The sequence below is a fragment of the Bosea vaviloviae genome (assembly GCF_001741865.1).
Classification (GTDB): Bacteria; Pseudomonadota; Alphaproteobacteria; order Rhizobiales; family Beijerinckiaceae; genus Allobosea; species Allobosea vaviloviae.
Window position 1 is genome coordinate 758,368 of record NZ_CP017147.1, and the last position, 18,570, is coordinate 776,937.

Sequence of the window (18,570 nt, forward strand, 5' to 3'; positions counted from 1 at the left end):
TGCGGGCGCGAGCGGCTGGCTGCATCCGGCCAGGACGAAAGAGTAGAAATCCGCCTGCGAGATTGTCAACGGCGCGCGGCGCCGCAAGCTGCCGCGCCTATGCCCTAGACCGGCCCCAATTCATCGCCTAAGTCACTGTCTCGACACGCCTTCACAGGCAATCGCGATAGGGTTTCCGCCTAACATGATCCAGACCGACCGCCGCCAGATCCTGGCAGGCCTCGCCGCCCTTTTGAGCCTCTCAGCGGCGCCTTCCGCCTTGCTGGCGCAGCAGCCCGAGCCGCAGCAGCCGGCGCCTGCGCCGCCGCAGCCGCGCTTCGGCTTCGATGAGGTGGTGCGCCGTGCCCGCGAGATCTCCGGCGTTCCCTATGAACCCGGCCCGACGCTGCCGGAGCCGCTCTCGAGGCTCGACTTCGATTCGTGGCGCGATATCCGCTTCCGGCCCGACCGGGCACTGCTGGCGCAGAACGGCTCGCCGTTTCGGATGCAGATGTTCCACCCCGGTTTCCTGTTCACTCGGCCGGTGGTGGTCAATGTGGTGCGCGACGGCGTGCCGACGCCGGTGCCCTACTCCGCCAGCCTGTTCGACTACGGCAAGGTCAAGTTCGAGAAGCCGCTGCCGGTCAATCTCGGCTTCGCCGGCTTCCGGCTGCACTACCCGCTGAACGATCCGCGCGTGCTGGACGAATTGATCTCCTTCATCGGCGCGAGCTATTTCCGCGTCCTTGGCCGCGAGCAGCGCTATGGCCTCTCCGCGCGCGGACTGACCATCGGCGCGGGCGTGCCCGGCGGCGAGGAGTTCCCGATGTTCCGGGAGTTCTGGGTCGAGGCGCCCGCCGCCAATGCCGACCGCGTCACGGTCTACGCCCTGCTCGATTCCGCCTCCGTCACCGGCGCCTATCGCTTCCACATCTACCCCGACGTCGACAGCGTGGTCGACATCGCCGTCACCCTGTTCCCGCGCAAGCCCATCGAAAAGCTCGGCCTCGCGCCTTTGACCTCGATGTTCTTCACTGGCGAGAACGACCGCCGCTTCCATGACGATTTCCGCACCGAGCTGCATGATTCCGACGGGCTGATGATCCATTCCGGCACCGGCGAATGGATCTGGCGCCCGCTGCGCAACCCGCGCCAGCAGGCGGTCTCCTCCTTCGTCGAGCGCAATGTGCGCGGCTTCGGCCTGATGCAGCGCGACCGCGCCTTCGAGCACTATCAGGATCTCGACCTGAGCTACGAATTGCGACCGTCCTACTGGATCGAGCCGCTGGGCGATTGGGGCGAGGGCGTCGTCGAACTGGTCGAACTGCCGACGACCGACGAGACCAACGACAATGTCGTCGCGCTCTGGGCTCCGAAGGCGCCGCTCGAACCCGGCCGCGAATTCTCCTTCGGCTACAAGCTGACCGCGATGCTCGATTCAGCCGATCTGCATCCCGGCGGGCGCATCATCAACACCTATCAGGCCAAGCCCAAGGCGCTCGGCTCTGGCGAACCGGTCACCGAGGGCGCCCGCCGCTTCATCGTCGATTTCGCCGGTGGTGACCTCGAATACCATCTGCGCCAGCCCGACAAGGTCGAGATCGTGCCCTCGATCGCCTATGGCCGCATCGACCGTGCCTTCATCGTGCCCAACCCCAAGACGCAAGGCTTCCGCGCCTTCATCGACATCGTCGTCGAGCCCGGCCAGGTCGCGGAGATGCGCGCCTTCCTGAAGAGCGGCGAGAAGACCCTGACGGAGACCTGGAGCTATCCCTGGCGGGCGGAAAGCTGAGCAAGGGAACGTCATGGTCGGAACAAGAAGGGAAGCGGAAGAGCGCGGGGAACCCTTCTCCCGTGTGGGAGAAGGGCAGGGATGAGGGCAGGCCAGATAACCAGCCTGCGCAAGCGGTTCCGCTTCCTCCCTGTGCTGTCGGGATGAAACCGGCGCTGCGGCGAAGTCGCACCTCAATAATCAACGGCACACCCTCATCCCTGCCCTTCTCCCATCCGGGAGAAGGGTTCTCCGTCGCGGTTCCCACGAAAACTTATCCCCGGTCTCTCGGGCGGGCGTATGATGCTCGCACCTCGTCCCCGAGGGGCAGCCATCGCGAGGTATGCCGTTGGCGGGGATGGGGGCGGCGCCTGCGGGAAGGGGGCGGCACGCCCCCCTCCCGGGAGGCGGTAGTGTGCAGGGAGTTCTGCAAAATCTGAGGTTGGCCATGGCAGGTTGGTGATGTTCGACGTCACCTCACTCCAGCCGGAGCCCCACCATGACCAGAAGCGAGGCTAAGCCCGCGATTGCCGCCGTGAAAGAGCTTTTCTCGCAGCACCCTGATGGTTTGCGCGATGTCGTCAGAGCCGTGCTGCAGGAGGTTCTTGAATCAGAGATGACCGAGGCCGTGGGAGCGGCGAAGGGCGAGCGTAGCGAGGGCCGCCTCGGCTATCGTTCGGGCTCCTATGGCCGCACGCTGGTGACACGTGTCGGCAAGCTCGAGCTGCGTGTGCCGCAGGATCGGGACGGGCGTTTCTCGACCGAGCTGTTCGAGCGCTACCAGCGCTCGGAGCGGGCCTTGGTGGCGACCTTGGCGGAGATGTATGTGCAGGGCGTCTCGACGCGGAAGGTCAAGGCGATCACCGAGGAGCTGTGCGGCCACGCCTTCTCGGCCTCGGCGATCAGCGCGATCAACAAACGCCTCGACGAGAGCCTGAAGGCCTTTGCCGAGCGCCTGCTGGCCGAACCCTTCCCCTATCTGATCCTCGACGCACGCTACGAGAAGGTGCGCGAGGCCGGCGTCGTCATGAGCCAGGCCGTGCTGATTGCGGTCGGCATCGACTGGGACGGGCGGCGCCAGATCCTCGCCGTCGAGATGGCCAACCGCGAGAGCCGTTCAGCTTGGCGCGACTTCCTCGTCGGCCTCAAGGCGCGCGGCCTCAAGGGCGTCGAGTTCGTCGTCTCCGATGATCACCCCGGCCTGGTCAAGGCGATCGGCGAGGTCCTGCCCGAGGCGGCCTGGCAGCGCTGCTATGTCCACTTCCTGCGCAATGCGCTTGACCATCTGCCGCGCAAGCACGCCGACGACTGCCTCCAGGAGCTGCGCTGGATCTATGATCGCCGCGATCTCGCCGAGGCCAAGGCCGATCTCGCCGCATGGCTGGCCAAATGGTCGTCGCGCTATCCGCGCCTGACCGGCTGGGCCGAGGATGCCATCGAGCAGACCCTGACCTTCTTCAGGCTGCCGAGGCAGCACCACAAGCACCTCAAGAGCACCAACATGCTCGAACGCCTCAACGAGGAAATCCGCCGAAGGACCTATGTCGTGCGCATCTTCCCCAACACAGAAAGCTGCCTGCGCCTCGTGCGCGCGCTCGCCGTCGAAACCCACGAAAACTGGATGGAGGCAAACCGATACCTCAACATGGACGACCTCAGAGAGCACAAGAAAACCGCCCTCAGACAAGCCGCATGACCGCCGTCACAGCCAACCCATTTTGCAGAACTTGACGCACACAACCCGGGAGGCCTCGGGGCACCGCCTTCGGGATACTACGGCCCCTGCGCGAGGAACTCGCTGGGAGGTTAGACGGGACAGATTTCGTGAGCTGAGACGCGGCAAAGCGATCAGCCGAACTGGCATCGAGGCAAGCGGGACTGGAACCGGAGAGCTGAAGAAGCGCGGCCCGGAGACTGAAATCGCTGGAGGCGGAGCGCCACGAGACGCACGGAGGGTGACTCAATTCCTCCGCACCGCATCCTGGCTCAATGGATGCGGATTTATACCAACGCGCCTCGCGGCGCTCCGCCAGCCCCTCGCCAACCGCAGCGGAAACGCGAAGCGGGGATTTCGCGCTGCCGCTCTCAGCCGTCCGAAGCTGCTGCGACGACCTCGATCTCGACCTTGAACGCCGGCAACGTGAAGCCCGAGACGATCATCAGCGTCGAGGCCGGCGGCGGCGAACCGACATGAGCGTCGCGGGCTTCCATATAGCCCTTCATATGGGCGCGGTCGGTGACATAAGCGTTGATGCGGACGATATCGGCCAGCGTCATGCCGGCCTCGCCAAGGATTGCCGCGATATTGGAAAAGCAGAGATCGGCCTGGGCGCGGACATCGTCTGGAACCGTCCCGTCCGGGGCGATGCCGAGCTGGCCCGAGCAGAAGACGAGCCGCTGGCCGGCCGGCACTTCGACGCCATGGCTGTAGCGGGCGAAGGGTTTGGCGATCGTGGACGGCGCAAGCGGCTTCATGGCAAAGGTCTCCAGGCAGGCGGCGAGAGTTTTACAGCATCAGACCGAATACGATATTCGGTCTGATGCTGTAAAAGGCGCGCGACAATCTCCTGCTCATGCCATGTTCAGCCGGCGTGGCCATGATCGGAGACAAGACGTGCAGAATGATGATCGGATGGAACGCCGCATGACGACCAAGACCGCAGGCAGGCCTCGCAGCGCAGGCGCGGCCATGTTCCTCAAGGCCGCCGGCCTCGTGCCCCTGCTCGCCTTGACCGCTTGTGCGGGCTCGCAGCGTTTCAGCTTGGACGGACCTGGCCGATCAGGCATGCCGACCTACGATCCGCCGCCGCTGCAATCGGCGCCGCCGATCAGCTCGGGGCCCGTGACCTCGGAGCCGCTGCCCCCGCCGGGCGGCTATCCGACAGCCTCCGCGCCGGCCTCGCCCGGCGGCGCCTTGCCGCCGCCGCAGGACCCCTACTACAATCCCAATGCCGGCGCGCCAGTCACGGCCGCGCCGCCATCCGCCCAGCCCGGCGAGGTGCCGACCTTGCGTGGCGGCGGTGGCCAGGTCGCCACCCTGGGCGGTGGCGCCGGCCCGGCGCGCGGCGCGGTTTCGTCGCGCGATGGCGTCGTCGGCAACTGGACGGCGCGCGAAGCCACCGGCGGCTCCTGCAAGGTCCAGCTCTCGAGCGCGCCCGCGCTCGACCTCTACCGCGCCAACGCAGCCGGCTGCGCCAATCGCGACCTGCAGAAGGTCACCGCCTGGGACTATCGCGACGGCGAGGTCTATCTCTATCAGCAGGGCGGCTCGGTGGTTGCGCGCCTGCGCGCCAGCGATGGCGGCGCGATGAACGGCGCCGTGACGAAATCGGGCGCCGCGCTCTCGCTCAACCGCTAGGTCTGATCGATATTCGGGCTTCGCCCTAGCCGTCATTGCGAGCGCAGCGAAGCAATCCAGAAGGTCTCGCTCGGCGGCCCCTGGATTGCTTCGCTGCGCTCGCAATGACGATAGGGAAATGCTCTGGCGGCGCGAGCCGGTCAGGCGCGCGAGGAGCGCCCGAAAAACGCCGGCCGCCAGAATTTGCGCTGCAGCGACAGCGCCAGCGTGGCAAAGCCCTTGGCGTTGTCGAAGGCCTCGTCGAGGATGGTGAAGGGCGTCGGCGCTCCGGTCGCGATCGAGCCCTCGACATCGTTGTAGCCGCCGACGAGATCGGCCTCGAACTTGCGCGCGAGACGGCGCATCGCCGCATTCTCCGGCAGGCAGGTCATGTAGAGCGTGCGGATGCCGCGATTGCGCCCGGCCGTGATCAGGCGGCTGAACAATTGCTCGCCGAGCCCGCGCCGGCGCCAGGCCTTCTCGACGCTGAAGGCAGCCTCGCCGGTCTGGGTGGCGATGTCATCCAGCCCGCGCAATTCAGCCGCGCCGCGAACCTCGCCCTCTTCGACATAAGCATAGACGAGCCCGCCGACGCCGAAGGTCGTGGCGGCATAGTTGACGAGGAAATCATCGTTCACGGCCGTGCCGAAACGCTCGCGCCGCGTCACCGCGTCGAGCCGGAGCAGATGGGCGGTGAAGAGGTCGCGTTCCGTGGGCCAGAGCCGGCGGATTTCACCATGGCCGGTCACAGCGCCGGCTTGTTTGGAACTTGCCAATGTCATCTCCTGTAACAGCGCGAAATCGCTGCGCTACCGACCAGGAGGCGTGTCTTCCCTAACTCGGACATCAGATCGTATGTTGCAACGCACAATACAAGGGGTGCACTGCGGAATTTCACCGCCCGATCGTGATCACGTCGTCGGCCGTCGCCGCCAGCAGGGCCCGGTCATGCCCGATCAGCACGAGTCCGACCCCCTCGCCCGCAACGAGCTCCCGTAGCAGCGCGATCGTCTCGCGCTGGACCAGCGGATCGAGCCGCGAGGTTGGCTCGTCGGCCACGATCAGCGCCGGCTTCATCAGCAGGATGCGCGCCAGCGCCAGCCTTTGCGCCTCCCCGCCCGAGACGTCTCCTGGCCGGCGCCGCAGCAATCGCGGATCAAGCCGCAGCCGCTCGAGCAAGGGCGGCAGATCACGGGCGAGATCAAGCTCGGGCGCGACCTCCGCGAGGTCGGCAAGCTGCAGGCCGATGCTGCGGCCGGGCAGGAAGACGCTGGCGGGATCCTGATGCAGCTTCTGGTAGCGGCGACGCAGGCGCTTCAGTGCCGCACGATCGCGATAGGGGTCGGCGCCGGCCCAGCTCACCTGGCCGGCATCGGGCGCCTGCAGCCCGAGCAGGATATTGCCGAGCGTGGTCTTGCCGCAGCCGCTGGGACCGGTGAGGGCGAGCACGCCACCACGCGGGACATGGATGTCGAGCCCGTCGAACAGCGCCGGCCGGCCGCGGAAGCCGAAGCGCAGGCCATGGCCGGCAAGCACCGGAGCATCGACCGCGCAGCAGCGCAGGCTCGGCCGCCAGCGCGAGGGATCGGCCTCGATCCAGGCGCGGGTATAGGGTTGGCGCGGCGCTGCGAAGATGGCCTCGCTCTCGCCCTGCTCGACGATACGGCCCTCGCGCAGCACCGCAAGCCGTCCGCCGAGCGCGCGCGCCAGCCCGATGTCATGCGTGATCACCAGGAGCGCGCGCCCGGCCTGCTCAAGCGACAGCAGCAGGTCGCGCGTCTGGTCGAGCCTTTCGGGATCGAGCCCCTTGGTCGGCTCATCGGCGATCAGCAGCGGCGCGTGCCCGACCAGCACGGAAGCGACGAGCACGCGCTGCGCCATGCCGCCCGACAGCATCAGGGGATAGGCCTGCGCAACCGCGGGCGCGAGCCCGACGGCCTGCAGCGCCGCCACCGCATCGCCCCGCCCCGTCCTCTCGAAGAGCTGACGGCCAATGCGCATCGTCGGATCGAGCGCCGCGCGTGGCTCCTGCGGCAGCAGCATGGTCTCGCGCGACCAGAACAGCCGCAGGAGCCCGGCTTGCCCGGCATCGACCGCCGCATGGCCGTTGATCGCGATCGTCCCGCTCGCCGTGAAGCCTTGCGGCAAGAGGCCCATCACCGCCTGCGCGATCAGGCTCTTGCCGCTGCCGGTCTCGCCGATCAGGACCAGCGTCCCACCGGCCTCGACCTCGAGATCGACCTCGGCAACCACCGTCGCGCCATGGCCGTCGCGAATGGCGAGACCGCGGATGACGAGGGCGGGCGGGCTCATCGTTCGATCTCCTTGCCGGAATCGGGCTCCGACAAAGCCTGCCCAAGCAGGGTCGCGCCGAGCACGGAGATGAAGATCGCCAGGCAAGGCGCCGCCATCTGCACCGGCGCCTCGGAGATGTAAGGCAGGAGTTCGCTGATCATCGCGCCCCATTCCGGCGTCGGCGGTTGCAGGCCCAGCCCCAGGAAACCGAGCGCCGAGATCGACATGATTGCGGCCCCCAGCCCCAGCGTCGCCAGCGTCGTGGTCTGGCGCAGCACTGCGGGCAGAACGTGGCGGATCAGCAGAGTACGAGCCGGAAAGCCCGCCAATCGCGCCGCCTCGACATGGGGCTCCTTGAGCTCGCTTTGCGCGATGGCGCGCGCCATCCGGGCGAATTGTGGCCACAGCGTCAATTTGATGCCGATCAGCATCGGCAGCACGCCGCCGCCGAGAAAGCCGGAGATCAGCAGCGCCAGCAGGATGCCGGGAAAAGCCAGCATCAGATCGGCGAGGCGCATGATCGCCATGTCGCTCCAGCGCCCAGCATAGGCGGCGATCAGGCCAAGCCCGAGGCCGACCCCCGTGGCAGCGCTGACGCAGGCGAGCGCGATCCCCAGCGAGCGGCCCGCCCCATGCGCCAGGCGGGCGAACACGTCGCGCCCGACATGGTCTGTGCCAAGCGGATGCGCGAGGCTGGGCCCTTCGAGCGCATGCAGCAGATCCTGCACTGTGGGATCATGCGGCGACAGCAATGGTCCAAACATAGCCAGCCCAGCCACGACAGCCAGCAGGACAAGCGGGAAAGCGAGACCGGCCTTCAACCCATCTCCCCTCTCAGCCCTCATCCTGGCGAGCGTTCGGAACGAATGCGTCTCCAGGGATGCGCCAGCGCGCTCGGGATCATCCTGCGAGACGGAGCTGTGCGGCTCCTCGGAATGAGGCTTGGTGAGTTCGGAAAGCGCCTGGCTGCTCATGCCGCGGCCCTCGCGGCCTGGCGCGGATCCAGCGCGAGGCAGGCGAGATCGGCCAGCAGGTTGACGCCCGCATAGACCAGCCCGATCACCAGCCCCGCGCCCATCACCACCGGCACGTCGCGGGCGAGCAGCGCCTTGACCAGCAACTCGCCCAAGCCGGGATAGTTGAACAGCATCTCGACCACGACGAAGCCATCGACCATGTAGGCGAATTGCAGGGCCGCAAAGGTCGCGACCGGGATCGCCGCATTGCGCACGCCGTGATGGCGGAAGGCCGATGCGGCCGAGCGCCCCCTGATCCGCGCGAAGGTCATGTAGAAGGCGCCGCGCACTTCGACCACCGCATTGCGGATGATCCTGACCGAGAAGGCCGCCAGGCCCAGCGCCAGCGTCAAGGCCGGCAGGACCATATGCGCGCCCGTCCGGTAGCCCGCCGGCGGCAGCCAGCGCAGGCTGAGCGCGAAGATCGAGATCAGGCCGATGCCGACGAGGAAGCTCGGCAGCGAGGCAAGCGCCACGGCGATGCCCGTCGTCACGCGGTCGAGCCATCCGCCCGGCGCAAAACCGCAGGCGATGCCGAGCGGCAGGGCGATGAGATAGGAGACCAGCCAGCCGAGCGCGCCCAGGCCGAGCGTGAAACGACCGTGATAGGCGATCTCCTGCCGCACCGGCTGGCGCGAAACCAGCGACTGGCCGAGATCGCCGGTCGCGACGCGGCCGAGCCAGGCGGCGTATTGCACGGCCAATGGCCGGTCGAGCCCTTCCTCGCGGCGGATGCGTTCGGTCGTCTCGATCGTCACCCGCTCGTCGCCGACACGGGCCGCGGCAACGCGAAGCGCCATGTCGCCGGGCAAGGCATGGATGAAGGCAAAGCACAGCGTCGCCAGCAGCCAGGCCGTCAGCGCGGCCTGCGTGGCGCGCGTCCCGAGCAGCGTCAGCGCCGGCCTCATGACAGCGCCTTCGCGGCCGGGCTCTCGGAGGAGCCCTTGGCGCACTGCGAAAAGCGCAGCGCGATCTTGTCGGCGAAGGCGACGACCACCGCCGCGGCCACGATCATGGCGGCGCCGAAGAGGCCGAGCGGCTGGGGCGTCACCGAAAAGATCGCGAGATCGAAGAGCAATGCCCACAGCATCGCCGTGTATTCGAACGGCGCGAGCACCGAGACCGGCGCGCGCGCCACCGCCTCCGTCATGGCGATATGCGCCAGGCCGCCGAAAACGCCCGACCCGATGAGCGCGAGCAGGCCCAGGCCACGCGCATCGACCCAGCCGAAGGGCAGGCTCGCGAGCCCGGCAAGCGCGCAGACCAGCGCGAAATAGAAGGCGATCGTACCCGCCGGCTCCGTCTCGGTCAGCGTCTTGACCTGCACCTTGGACGCCGCCGTGGTCAGCGCCATGCCCAGGCCGGCGCCGATACCGATCAGCGTGCCGCGATCCAGCGCCGGCCCCTGGAAGGCCGGCGCCAGCATCAATCCGACGCCGGCGAAGCCGAGCAGGGCGGCAGCGCCCACAAGCCAGCCCGGCCGCTCGCCGAGCACGAGCACGGCCAGCGGCAGCACCAGCAGCGGGGCGAGGAAGCCGAGCGCTGTGGCGTTCGCCAATGGCAGATGCGCGAGCGAGATGAAGGACAGTACCATCGCGACACAGCCGAGCAGGCTGCGCTTGAGATGGCCGAAGGGCCGTTTCGTCTTCAAGCCCGATGGCAACGCACCGCGCCAGGCCAGGTAGAGCATGATCGGCAGCAACGCGACGAAGCTGCGATAGAACACGACCTGGCCGACCGGCGCCTCGATGGAGGCCAGCCTGACGCAGAGCATCATCAGCGAGAACAATACTGTTGCCGCCAATCTGAGGCCGATGCCGGAGGCCATGCTCATTTCCAGGCCATCCGTTCGACCAGATAGCGCATCTCATAGGGGTCGATCGCGACGTTCTTGATCCGCCCGGAAACCGCGACGCTGTGTTCGGTCCAGGAGACCGGGACGACGGGCATCTGGTCGTGCAGCAGGGCGATGATCTGCCCCCGCAGCTCGTCCTTGCGGGCGTCGTCGAAGCTCGCGAGATAGGCGTCCGTCAGGGCCTTGACCCGATCCCGGCCATCCCAGCGCGCCGTCCCCCAGACCGAGCGCTCGCGCGTGAAGTCGGGGATGATCGTCGCGATCGGCTCCGGCACATTGACATAGGTGCGCGAGACCAGCGTGAACTGCATGGTCCCGTCCTTGATCGCGGCGGGAACGCTGTTGCCGGGACCGACCTCGATGGCGACCTCCATGCCGATCCCACGCAATTGTGCCTGAATGGCTGAAGCCATGACCGGCAGCTCCGGTCGATTGACCAGCGTCAGGAGCTTGGCCGCAAGCCGGACACCATCCTTGACGCGGATGCCGTCGCCTGCCGCGATCCAGCCGGCGTCGTCGAGCAGCTTGCGCGCCGCCGCGGGATCATGGGCGATGGCGGGCAGACCCTGGCGATGCCACCCCGTCATGATCGGCGGCAGCAGCTGCGAGGCGCTCGAACCCGGATGGCGCAGGATCGCCTTGGCGATGCCGTCGCGGTCGACGGCCATGGCGATGGCGCGGCGGACGCGAAGATCGGAGAATTGCGGCAATCCGCTGTCGAAGAACAGCGCGCGGACCCGCGGAATCGTCAGGCTCTCCACCTTCATCTGGCCGGCGGCATTGATCCGCGGCGTCGCGGTGGGGCTGAGCGTATAGACGAGGTCGGCGTCCCCCGCGATCGCGATATTGGCGCGGGTGTCGCCATTGACCACCGCCGTGTAGCGCAGCCTGGCGATGGCGGGCCTGGTCCGCGCATAGCCTTCGAAACGGTCGAGCTCCAGCGTCGTCTTGTTGTCGATCCAGGTCTTGCCGTCGATCGATGCGAGCTTGTAGGGGCCGGTCGCGACGATCTTGATGACCTTGCCATCGGTGCCGTAAGCGGAGGGCGCGAGCACGATCGACGCGTAATCGCACAGGAAAGCCGGCAGCACGCTGAAGGGCGTCCTGGTGCGGATCACCACGTCGGCGCCATCGAGCGACACGCTGTCGAGCGGCACGGCCGAAAGGCTCTCGCCGATGAAGGACTGCTTCAGGCTGGCGGCCACGGCCTGCGCCGTCACCGGGTTGCCGTCATGAAAGCTCAGCCCCGCGCGCAGCTTGAAGCGCCAGCTCAGCTTGTCCTCGGAAACCGACCAGCTTTCGGCGATACCGCCGACGAGCTGGCCCTCCGGCTCGACCTGCACCAGCGTCTCCGCGACCCCGAGGCGGGTCAGGATATAGCCGATATCGGCCGGGTCGTTCGAGGCGTACTCCCAGGGCGCGACGACGCGCAGGACAGGTTCGCCCTGTTGGGCCATGGCTGGCGCGATCATGGCTGGCGCGATCATGGCCGGCGCGGTCATAGCGGGCAGGGCCAGGGCCAATCCGACCAGGGCGCGGCGCGATATCGTCGGCAAATTCATCAGGGCAATCTCCAATACGGTGAAAAAGCTCAGCCTGGCTTGCAGGCGGACAGGATGAAGGACTGGCCCTGGGCCGCGAGCAGGCGCAGCCGCTCGCTCCAGGAGGCCGTCGCGAATTGCCGGCGCGCGATGCCGCTGAGCGGCCCGATGCGCGGGGCCTCGAAGCCCACCTCGCGCAACATCGCCTCGAGCGCCGGCGCGCGCAGGCCGTCGCGGAAATGCACACCGTTCAGGATGCGTTGATGCGTCGCCTGATCCCAGGTCGAGGCGACCCCGGTAAGCCTGTCGATCAATCCCGAGAACCGCTTCAGCAGCACGGATCTGCGCGAAAGCGTGACCCAGTCGCCATCGATGACGACGAGCGTCCCACCGGGCTTGAGCACGCGCAACCAGTCGGCCAAGGCGCGGGCAGGATCGATCAGCGTCCAGACCAGATGCCGGCAGATGACGAGGTCATAGGCCTCGTCCGCCATCATCGTGTTTTCGGCATCGCCGAGGTGGAAGCGAACGGCCGCATTCGCATGCTTCGCCTGCGCCCGGGCGATCATCGGCTCGCAGAGATCGATCGCATCGACGCTGCAGCCGAGCGAAAGCAGCACACGCGTGATCTCGCCAGTGCCTGAAGCAAGCTCCAGCGCCCTGGCCCCGATTGCGACCGCGACATGGCTCGCGATTAATCGCGCCCAGGCCTCCAGCTCGGCATCGGAGCGGATCCTGTGGCCATAGGAGAGATCGAAGGTCTCGGCGCGTTTTGACCAATAGGCCCGGATTTCGTCCTTCAGGCCGAAATTCGCTCCTCTGGAGACGACCGCCTCGGCATCTAGGGGGGCAGCATTCGACATCCGTCACCGGCTTCCCATGGATGGGACGCGGCCGGTGCTTCGGCGCCGTTCGAACCCGGTTGCGCGACCAGAGCGCGCAAGTGAGCGACCGTCATCAGAGCTCCTTCCGGGGCACCCCGCCCGGTTGCATGGCTTCACGACGTCGGCAGGTCTCCTGGCTCGCGGGTCCAAGCTTCGTTCGGCCTTCCCGGGGCAAGCCCAGTGGCATGATCGAACGTCGCTCGCCGCTGACAGTTGCGGGGGCAGCTCCGGAATCGCGCGCCTGCGCGCGCCCACCGGATTCCCTTTTGATCTCTTTCGAGAACCGACTTCGCCAAGGAAGCACACCGCCCTGCGCCGCACAAGGCGCGATCGACCGGTCGCCATCCCTTCAGAACTTCGCGCTCAGGAAGGCGCGCACGCCGCGCCCTGGCGCCACGACATCATCCTTGCGAAAGGACACCGCGTTGCGGATCGTCTCGTTGAGCAGATTGGTGCCGTTGACGCCCGCAGTGAGCTCGATCGGCCCGAGCGGCCCGTCCTTGAGCTTGACCTTGTAGCTGAGCTCGGCGTTGAGCAGGTTGTAGCCGCTGGTCGGCGTCTCCTCGGGCGCGATCCGCTTCTGCGAGAAGGCGTGGATCAAATTGACCTTGGCGAACCAGGCATCGCCACCGCGCCAGAACAATCCGCCGCCGAGGCGTTGAGGCGGGATGCGCGGCACATTCTCGTCGCCGGAGAACTTCGCCCGGACGATGTCGTATTGCCCCTCGACCCCGAAGACGTTGGGACCGATCTCGAAGAGGTCGTATTGCGTCTTGAATTCGCCGCCGAGGAAGGTGGCGTTGCGCTGGGTGTAGACCACCTGGGTCAATTCGTTGCCTGTGCCGCAGCTGGCGAAATCATCGTCGCAGCGCACGCCGGTGACCCGACGATAGATGAAGCCCTCATAGCGCGTCGCATAGAGCGAGGCGTCGAAGCGCCAGGGACCTGCTGTGCGGCGCAGGCCCAGCTCGACCGTCTTGGCGGTCTCCTTCTTCAGATTGGGATCGCCAATCTCGAAGGTACCGGGCGCATCATGCGCGCCGCGCGAGAACAGTTCGGACGCCTTGGGCGCGCGCTCGGTATAGGAGCCGGTCAGGCTGCTGGTGATGCCGAAGGGCAGATCCTGCAACAGGCCGAGGCTCGCACTCATCGGCATGAAGCGGCGGCGCTTGGCGGCCGAGCTCAGCTCGTCGGGCGTCGCAATTTGCGTCGCCGCGCCGGTCTCGGGGTCGACGCCCCCAGCGCTCGTGAAACCGGGCAGATAACCGGCCGGAAAGTTCGTCGCGGTGCCCTTGACGTCGACATAGTCGATGCGGCCGGCGGCCTGCAGCTTGGTGCCGGGCCTGAGCTGCAATTCGTTGAAATTGTAGAAGCCGGCACTGTTGGTGTCGGCCGGCGGCAACAGCTCGCCGGCTTCTCCGGAGGTGCCGATCTCCTGGCGGCCGAGTTGCAGGCCGAAGGCCGAGGTCAGCCCGCCGATGCCGGTTTCGAGCGGCTTGAGCTGCGCCTCGACGCGCCCCTCGATCTCGCGATTCTTGAACACGGCAGCAGTCTCGAAACCGCCGCCATCGTTCAGCCCCTGCTCCTGATGCCTGTAGACGGAACCGCCGACCCAGAAGCGCAAGGTGTCGATGAAGCCGCCATCGATCTGGAACTCGCCCTTGCTCGCGAGCTTGGTCTGTTCGAGGTCGATGCGGGTGCGCGTCGCCCGCGCATCGGCGCCGGGGATGCCGTAGAGGCTGGTGAAATGCGACAGCGAGACGCCGATGAAGCCGCGATTATCGGGCAGGAAATAGGAACCGCCGATCGCCTGGCCGTCGGAGCGAACATAGCTGTTGAACTGGGTGCCGCCGGGGATGTGATAATCCTCGGCATTGCGATGATAGATGTCGCCATGGACGACGAACTGGCCCGAGCGCGCATCGATCAGCGCCGAATTCTCGATACCGCGATCGACCGATGACACCGAGGAGCGCGTCTCGGCATGGAAGCCCGGCGCGATCAGGAATGACGGGATGCGGTTGTTGTCGACGCTGACGACGCCGCCGATCGCCTGCGAGCCATAGCGCAGCGTGCCCGGCCCGCGAATGACCTCGACGCGCTGCGCCGCCAGCGGATCGATCGGCACGCCGTGATCCTCGCCGAGATCGGAGACGTCCTGCGAGCCGATGCCGTTTTCCTGGATGCGGACGCGGAAATTATCGAGGCCGCGAATGATCGGGCGGTCGGCCGCGCCCGGCGCGAAGCCGGAATTGGTGATGCCCGGCTGATTGGCGAGCTGGTCGCCGAGCGTGCTGCCGCCATTGCGCAGGAGTTCGCCGGCGGTCAGGAAGGTGACCGAGGAGAAGCTGCGGTTGACCGCTACCGCGTCGCCGCTTGGCGCAGCCGCAGCATCGGGCAGGCTGCGCGATTGGATCGGGCTTGGCGCCGTCACGGTGATCTCGGGCAGTTCGATGGCGGTTTGCGCCAATGCGCCGGCCGCAATGATGGCGCCAAGCGCGACGCCGGCACTGAGGATGCCGGCGCGCCGCGCCACTGCAAGGTCGATGGTCATGACAAGATCCGATGCGAAAGGGCTATGCGACCGCTCGTGAGCGGCGAGAGAAAGCTCAGGCCGCCTGCCGGTCCCAGGCGGGGAACGGGTCTTCGAGCGCGAGCAGGGCTTTCGAGAGGCCTGTCGTGGAGCTTCCGGTCAGGCAGGCGTCGAGCGCGGCGCGGATCACGGCCTCGTCCATCTCCGGCCCGCCGATGAAGACCAGCTCCTGCCGGCGGTCGCCCCAGATCTGCGACCAGTGGCGGCGCATCAGCGAGGCAAACTCCTCCGAACGCGGCCAGAGCTCCTTCGGCACCGCCGCCCACCAGCTGCCCAGCCCCTCGGTCCGCGTGATCCGCCCGGCGAGCGAGTATTCGCCGACCCAATGCGGCCGCGTCGCCAGCCAGAAATGCCCCTTGGCGCGGATCACCCCGGGAAAGCGATTATTCATCAGCGCGTGCAGCTGGCGCGGATGGAACGGCCGCCGCGCCCGGTAGACGAAGGAGCGGATGCCGTATTCCTCGGTCTCCGGTACATGGTCGCGGAAGCCGAACAGCTCCTTGTGCCAGAGCGGATGCGTTTCCGCCTTCTCCTCGTTGAACAGCCGCGTGTTCAGGACCTGGTCGAGCGCCACCCGGCCGAAATCAGCTTCGACGATCCGGGCATCGGCATTGAGCCCGCGCACGACGCGGCGCACCTTGTCGCGCTCCCCGGCCGAGACCTCGCCGGCCTTGTTGATCACCACGACATCGGCGAACTCGATCTGCTCGACCAGGAGATCGACCAGCGTGCGCGCATCGCCCTCGCCGGCGGTCTCGCCGCGATCGCCGAGGAAATCGCGGCTGTCGTAATCGGCAAGCAGGTTGATGGCGTCGACCACAGTCACCATCGTGTCGAGCCGCGCGACATCGTCGAGCGAGCGGTCCTCCTCGTCGCGGAAGGAGAAGGTCGCGGCGATCGGCAACGGCTCGGCGATGCCAGTGCCTTCGATCAGCAGGTAGTCGAAGCGGTTCTCGACCGCGAGCCGGCGCACCTCGCTCAGGAGATCGTCGCGCAAGGTGCAGCAGATGCAGCCATTGCTCATCTCGACCAGTTTTTCGTCGGTCTTGGACAGGTCCGCCCCGCCCTCGCGCACGAGATCGGCGTCGATATTGACCTCGCTCATGTCGTTGACGATGACCGCGACGCGCTTGCCCTCGCGATTGTTGAGGATGTGGTTGAGCAAGCTGGTCTTGCCGGCCCCGAGGAAGCCGGAGAGCACGGTCACCGGCAGGCGGCGGTCGGTCAGGAGCGAGGCTGGAAGCATGATGGGCCCGGGTGGCTGCAGAAGAGTTCTGTTACATTATAACATTACTCTCCTGTCAACCCGCGAATCACGGCTCCGCCCAGGCAGCCGGGAAAGCGCCCAAGAAAAAGGCCCGCATCGGATGATGCGGGCCTCGGTATCGTCAGCGGATGGGGCACCTTAGATCCGGATCAATATTTGGGCTTCGCCTTGACTCGTCATTGCGAGCGCAGCGAAGCAATCCAGGGGCCGTCGAGCGAGACCTTCTGGATTGCTTCGTCGCTATCGCTCCTCGCAATGACGATTCGAGCCATAGGGAAAACGCTCTAGCTAGAGCCGAATCCGATCAGGTTGCATCGTAACCTGATCGGCGCATGCTCTAGCGGAACAGCGCCAGCGATTTGGACAGGGTGATCCAGACGCCCCAGGCCAGCGGAATGCCGACCACGGCCCAGGCGAGCAGCGCCGTGCCGTCGAAGCCACCCTTGCCGATGCCGAAGGAGCCATGCGGGCCGCTCGCCGCGACGCTGGCGGTCCTGGCCTGGAGGGCCGCGACTTCCGCATCCCTCATGAACCATTTCTGCACCACGGGCCGGACCAGCAGATTGGCGATGAAACCCGCCACCAGCATGCCGGCGAGGATATACATCGTCCGGTCATAGACCTGAGCGCGCGGCACGCCGGCATTGATCTGCGCCTCGCGGATATAGTTGACCACGACCGGCCCGATGATGCCCGCCGTCGACCACGCCGTCAGCAGCCGGCCATGGATCGCGCCGACGAACTGGGTGCCGAACATGTCGGCGAGATAGGCCGGCACAGTGGCAAAGCCCCCGCCATACATCGACAGGATGATGCAGAAGAAGGCGACGAACAGCGCCAGCGACCCGGCATGGGCGGCCCAGGGCGAGAGCCCGTAAAGCACGATGCCCAGGCCGAAGAAGGTCGCATAGGTCAACTTGCGGCCGAGCTTGTCCGAGAGCGAGGCCCAGAAGAAACGCCCGGCGATGTTGAACAGCGAGAGCAGGCCGACGAAGGCCGCAGCGATCGTGGCGATCTGCTTCTTCTGCTCGGCATCGAGCGCCGCAAACCCGATCTCGGGCTTGCCGATCAGCGAGCCGGCGAAGATCTCCTGCAGCATCGGTGAGGCCATGCCGAGCACGCCGATGCCGGCCGAGACATTGAGGCAGAGCACGGCCCAGATCAGCCAGAACTGCGGCGTCTTATGCGCGTCCTTGAGATGGACATGGCCCGAGGTGATCATCGCGTTCTGGGTCGCTGGCGGGGTCCAGCCGTCCGGGCGCCAGCCTGAGGGCGGGATGCGGTAGCCGAAGGCGCCAGCCATCATGAAGACGAAATAGATCGCCGCCATCACCACGAAGGTCTGCCAGACGCCGACCGAGGTCGGGGTCTTGAAAGCGTTCATCAGGATGTCGGCCAAGGGCGAGCCGATCATCGCGCCGCCGCCGAAGCCCATGATCGCCATGCCGGTCGCCATGCCGCGCCGGTCGGGGAACCATTTCACCAGGGTCGAGACCGGCGAGATATAGCCCAGGCCCAGCCCGATGCCGCCGATGACCCCCGAACCCAGCCACATCAGCCAGAGCTGGTGGGTGTAGACGCCGAGCGCCGAGATCAGGAGGCCGCCGCACCAGCACAGCGCCGAGACGAAGGCGGCCTTGCGCGGACCCGAGCGTTCGAGCCAACCGCCCCAGATCGCGGCCGATGAGCCGAGCAGCACGAAGAACAGCGTATACATCCAGCCAAGATCGGCGACCTTCCAGTCGCAGGCCGTGGTGAAGAGCGAGCCGATCAGCCCGACATCGGCCGCACAAGTGACCGGCTTGGTGACGCCGATGGCCTGGCTGAGCGGCAGCCAAAACACGCTGAAGCCATAGGCCATGCCGATGCAAAGATGGATGCAAAGCGCCGCCGGCGGCACCAGCCAACGGTTGAAGCCGGCCTTCGCGATGATCCTCTCCCGGTCCAGCAGACCCGCGGCAGGCGCGACCTGCCCGATATCCTGTGCGATGCTCATGTCAATTCCCTTTTCCCCAAGATTCTCTAATCGGGC

The 18,570-nt window shown here is 66.8% G+C and carries 14 protein-coding genes and 1 riboswitch; of the genes, 3 read left to right on the plus strand and 11 right to left on the minus strand.

What is annotated here, in order from left to right:
• The first annotated feature begins 184 nt into the window (after positions 1-184).
• Together BHK69_RS03565 and BHK69_RS03570 are read left to right on the plus strand one after the other, a co-directional pair.
• On the plus strand, positions 185-1,771 hold the full coding sequence (locus BHK69_RS03565; RefSeq protein ID WP_069688907.1) for an OpgD/OpgG family glucan biosynthesis protein: 1,587 nt from the start codon (positions 185-187) through the stop codon (positions 1,769-1,771).
• Between the two features lie 478 nt (positions 1,772-2,249).
• Positions 2,250-3,446, plus strand: a complete 1,197-nt coding sequence (locus tag BHK69_RS03570; RefSeq protein WP_069688908.1) for an IS256 family transposase — start codon at positions 2,250-2,252, stop codon at positions 3,444-3,446.
• Between the two features lie 389 nt (positions 3,447-3,835).
• Here BHK69_RS03570 and BHK69_RS03575 read toward each other — a convergent pair whose 3' ends face one another.
• Entirely contained in the window at positions 3,836-4,225 is a 390-nt protein-coding gene (locus BHK69_RS03575; protein WP_069688909.1) for a RidA family protein, read from the minus strand.
• Between the two features lie 169 nt (positions 4,226-4,394).
• On the opposite strand from BHK69_RS03575, the gene BHK69_RS03580 reads away from it, so the two are divergent.
• The gene (locus tag BHK69_RS03580; protein WP_244548388.1) at positions 4,395-5,108 is read left to right on the plus strand and encodes an AprI/Inh family metalloprotease inhibitor; all 714 of its coding nucleotides are present in this window, start codon (positions 4,395-4,397) and stop codon (positions 5,106-5,108) included.
• 140 nt (positions 5,109-5,248) lie between these two features.
• Here the strand turns inward: BHK69_RS03580 and BHK69_RS03585 are convergent, their stop codons facing one another.
• The 10 genes from BHK69_RS03585 to BHK69_RS03630 all read right to left on the minus strand — a co-directional run bounded on the left by BHK69_RS03585 (position 5,249) and on the right by BHK69_RS03630 (position 18,534).
• On the minus strand, positions 5,249-5,863 hold the full coding sequence (locus BHK69_RS03585; protein WP_158516153.1) for a GNAT family N-acetyltransferase: 615 nt from the start codon (positions 5,861-5,863) through the stop codon (positions 5,249-5,251).
• A gap of 118 nt (positions 5,864-5,981) precedes the next feature.
• Positions 5,982-7,400: an ABC transporter ATP-binding protein gene (locus BHK69_RS03590; protein WP_069688910.1), complete on the minus strand. Its 1,419-nt coding sequence runs from the start codon at positions 7,398-7,400 to the stop codon at positions 5,982-5,984.
• Positions 7,397-8,356: an ABC transporter permease gene (locus BHK69_RS03595; RefSeq protein ID WP_083269101.1), complete on the minus strand. Its 960-nt coding sequence runs from the start codon at positions 8,354-8,356 to the stop codon at positions 7,397-7,399. Before BHK69_RS03595 ends, BHK69_RS03590 begins: the two co-directional genes overlap by 4 nt.
• Positions 8,353-9,306, minus strand: a complete 954-nt coding sequence (locus BHK69_RS03600) for an ABC transporter permease (protein WP_069688911.1) — start codon at positions 9,304-9,306, stop codon at positions 8,353-8,355. The genes BHK69_RS03595 and BHK69_RS03600 overlap by 4 nt, the downstream gene beginning before the upstream one ends.
• On the minus strand, positions 9,303-10,232 hold the full coding sequence (locus BHK69_RS03605; RefSeq protein ID WP_069688912.1) for a DMT family transporter: 930 nt from the start codon (positions 10,230-10,232) through the stop codon (positions 9,303-9,305). Before BHK69_RS03605 ends, BHK69_RS03600 begins: the two co-directional genes overlap by 4 nt.
• Positions 10,229-11,815, minus strand: a complete 1,587-nt coding sequence (locus BHK69_RS03610; protein WP_083269102.1) for an ABC transporter substrate-binding protein — start codon at positions 11,813-11,815, stop codon at positions 10,229-10,231. The genes BHK69_RS03605 and BHK69_RS03610 overlap by 4 nt, the downstream gene beginning before the upstream one ends.
• A gap of 29 nt (positions 11,816-11,844) precedes the next feature.
• Entirely contained in the window at positions 11,845-12,657 is an 813-nt protein-coding gene (locus tag BHK69_RS03615; protein ID WP_069688913.1) for a class I SAM-dependent methyltransferase, read from the minus strand.
• Positions 12,658-12,784: 127 nt separating this feature from the next.
• Positions 12,785-12,981: riboswitch (cobalamin riboswitch) on the minus strand.
• A gap of 46 nt (positions 12,982-13,027) precedes the next feature.
• The gene (locus BHK69_RS03620) at positions 13,028-15,232 is read right to left on the minus strand and encodes a TonB-dependent receptor (RefSeq protein WP_069688914.1); all 2,205 of its coding nucleotides are present in this window, start codon (positions 15,230-15,232) and stop codon (positions 13,028-13,030) included.
• A 55-nt stretch (positions 15,233-15,287) separates the two neighbouring features.
• The gene (locus tag BHK69_RS03625) at positions 15,288-16,517 is read right to left on the minus strand and encodes a GTP-binding protein (RefSeq protein WP_069688915.1); all 1,230 of its coding nucleotides are present in this window, start codon (positions 16,515-16,517) and stop codon (positions 15,288-15,290) included.
• A 358-nt stretch (positions 16,518-16,875) separates the two neighbouring features.
• Positions 16,876-18,534, minus strand: a complete 1,659-nt coding sequence (locus BHK69_RS03630) for an OFA family MFS transporter (protein WP_069688916.1) — start codon at positions 18,532-18,534, stop codon at positions 16,876-16,878.
• Between the last annotated feature and the right edge of the window lie 36 nt (positions 18,535-18,570).

Coding starts and splice junctions, on each gene's coding strand:
- BHK69_RS03565 (WP_069688907.1), top strand. CDS start 185: ATGATCCAGACCGACCGCCGCCAGATCCTGGCAGGCCTCGCCGCCCTT.
- BHK69_RS03570 (WP_069688908.1), top strand. CDS start 2,250: ATGACCAGAAGCGAGGCTAAGCCCGCGATTGCCGCCGTGAAAGAGCTT.
- BHK69_RS03575 (WP_069688909.1), bottom strand. CDS start 4,225: ATGAAGCCGCTTGCGCCGTCCACGATCGCCAAACCCTTCGCCCGCTAC.
- BHK69_RS03580 (WP_244548388.1), top strand. CDS start 4,395: ATGACGACCAAGACCGCAGGCAGGCCTCGCAGCGCAGGCGCGGCCATG.
- BHK69_RS03590 (WP_069688910.1), bottom strand. CDS start 7,400: ATGAGCCCGCCCGCCCTCGTCATCCGCGGTCTCGCCATTCGCGACGGC.
- BHK69_RS03595 (WP_083269101.1), bottom strand. CDS start 8,356: ATGAGCAGCCAGGCGCTTTCCGAACTCACCAAGCCTCATTCCGAGGAG.
- BHK69_RS03600 (WP_069688911.1), bottom strand. CDS start 9,306: ATGAGGCCGGCGCTGACGCTGCTCGGGACGCGCGCCACGCAGGCCGCG.
- BHK69_RS03605 (WP_069688912.1), bottom strand. CDS start 10,232: ATGAGCATGGCCTCCGGCATCGGCCTCAGATTGGCGGCAACAGTATTG.
- BHK69_RS03610 (WP_083269102.1), bottom strand. CDS start 11,815: ATGAATTTGCCGACGATATCGCGCCGCGCCCTGGTCGGATTGGCCCTG.
- BHK69_RS03615 (WP_069688913.1), bottom strand. CDS start 12,657: ATGTCGAATGCTGCCCCCCTAGATGCCGAGGCGGTCGTCTCCAGAGGA.
- BHK69_RS03620 (WP_069688914.1), bottom strand. CDS start 15,232: ATGACCATCGACCTTGCAGTGGCGCGGCGCGCCGGCATCCTCAGTGCC.
- BHK69_RS03625 (WP_069688915.1), bottom strand. CDS start 16,517: ATGCTTCCAGCCTCGCTCCTGACCGACCGCCGCCTGCCGGTGACCGTG.
- BHK69_RS03630 (WP_069688916.1), bottom strand. CDS start 18,534: ATGAGCATCGCACAGGATATCGGGCAGGTCGCGCCTGCCGCGGGTCTG.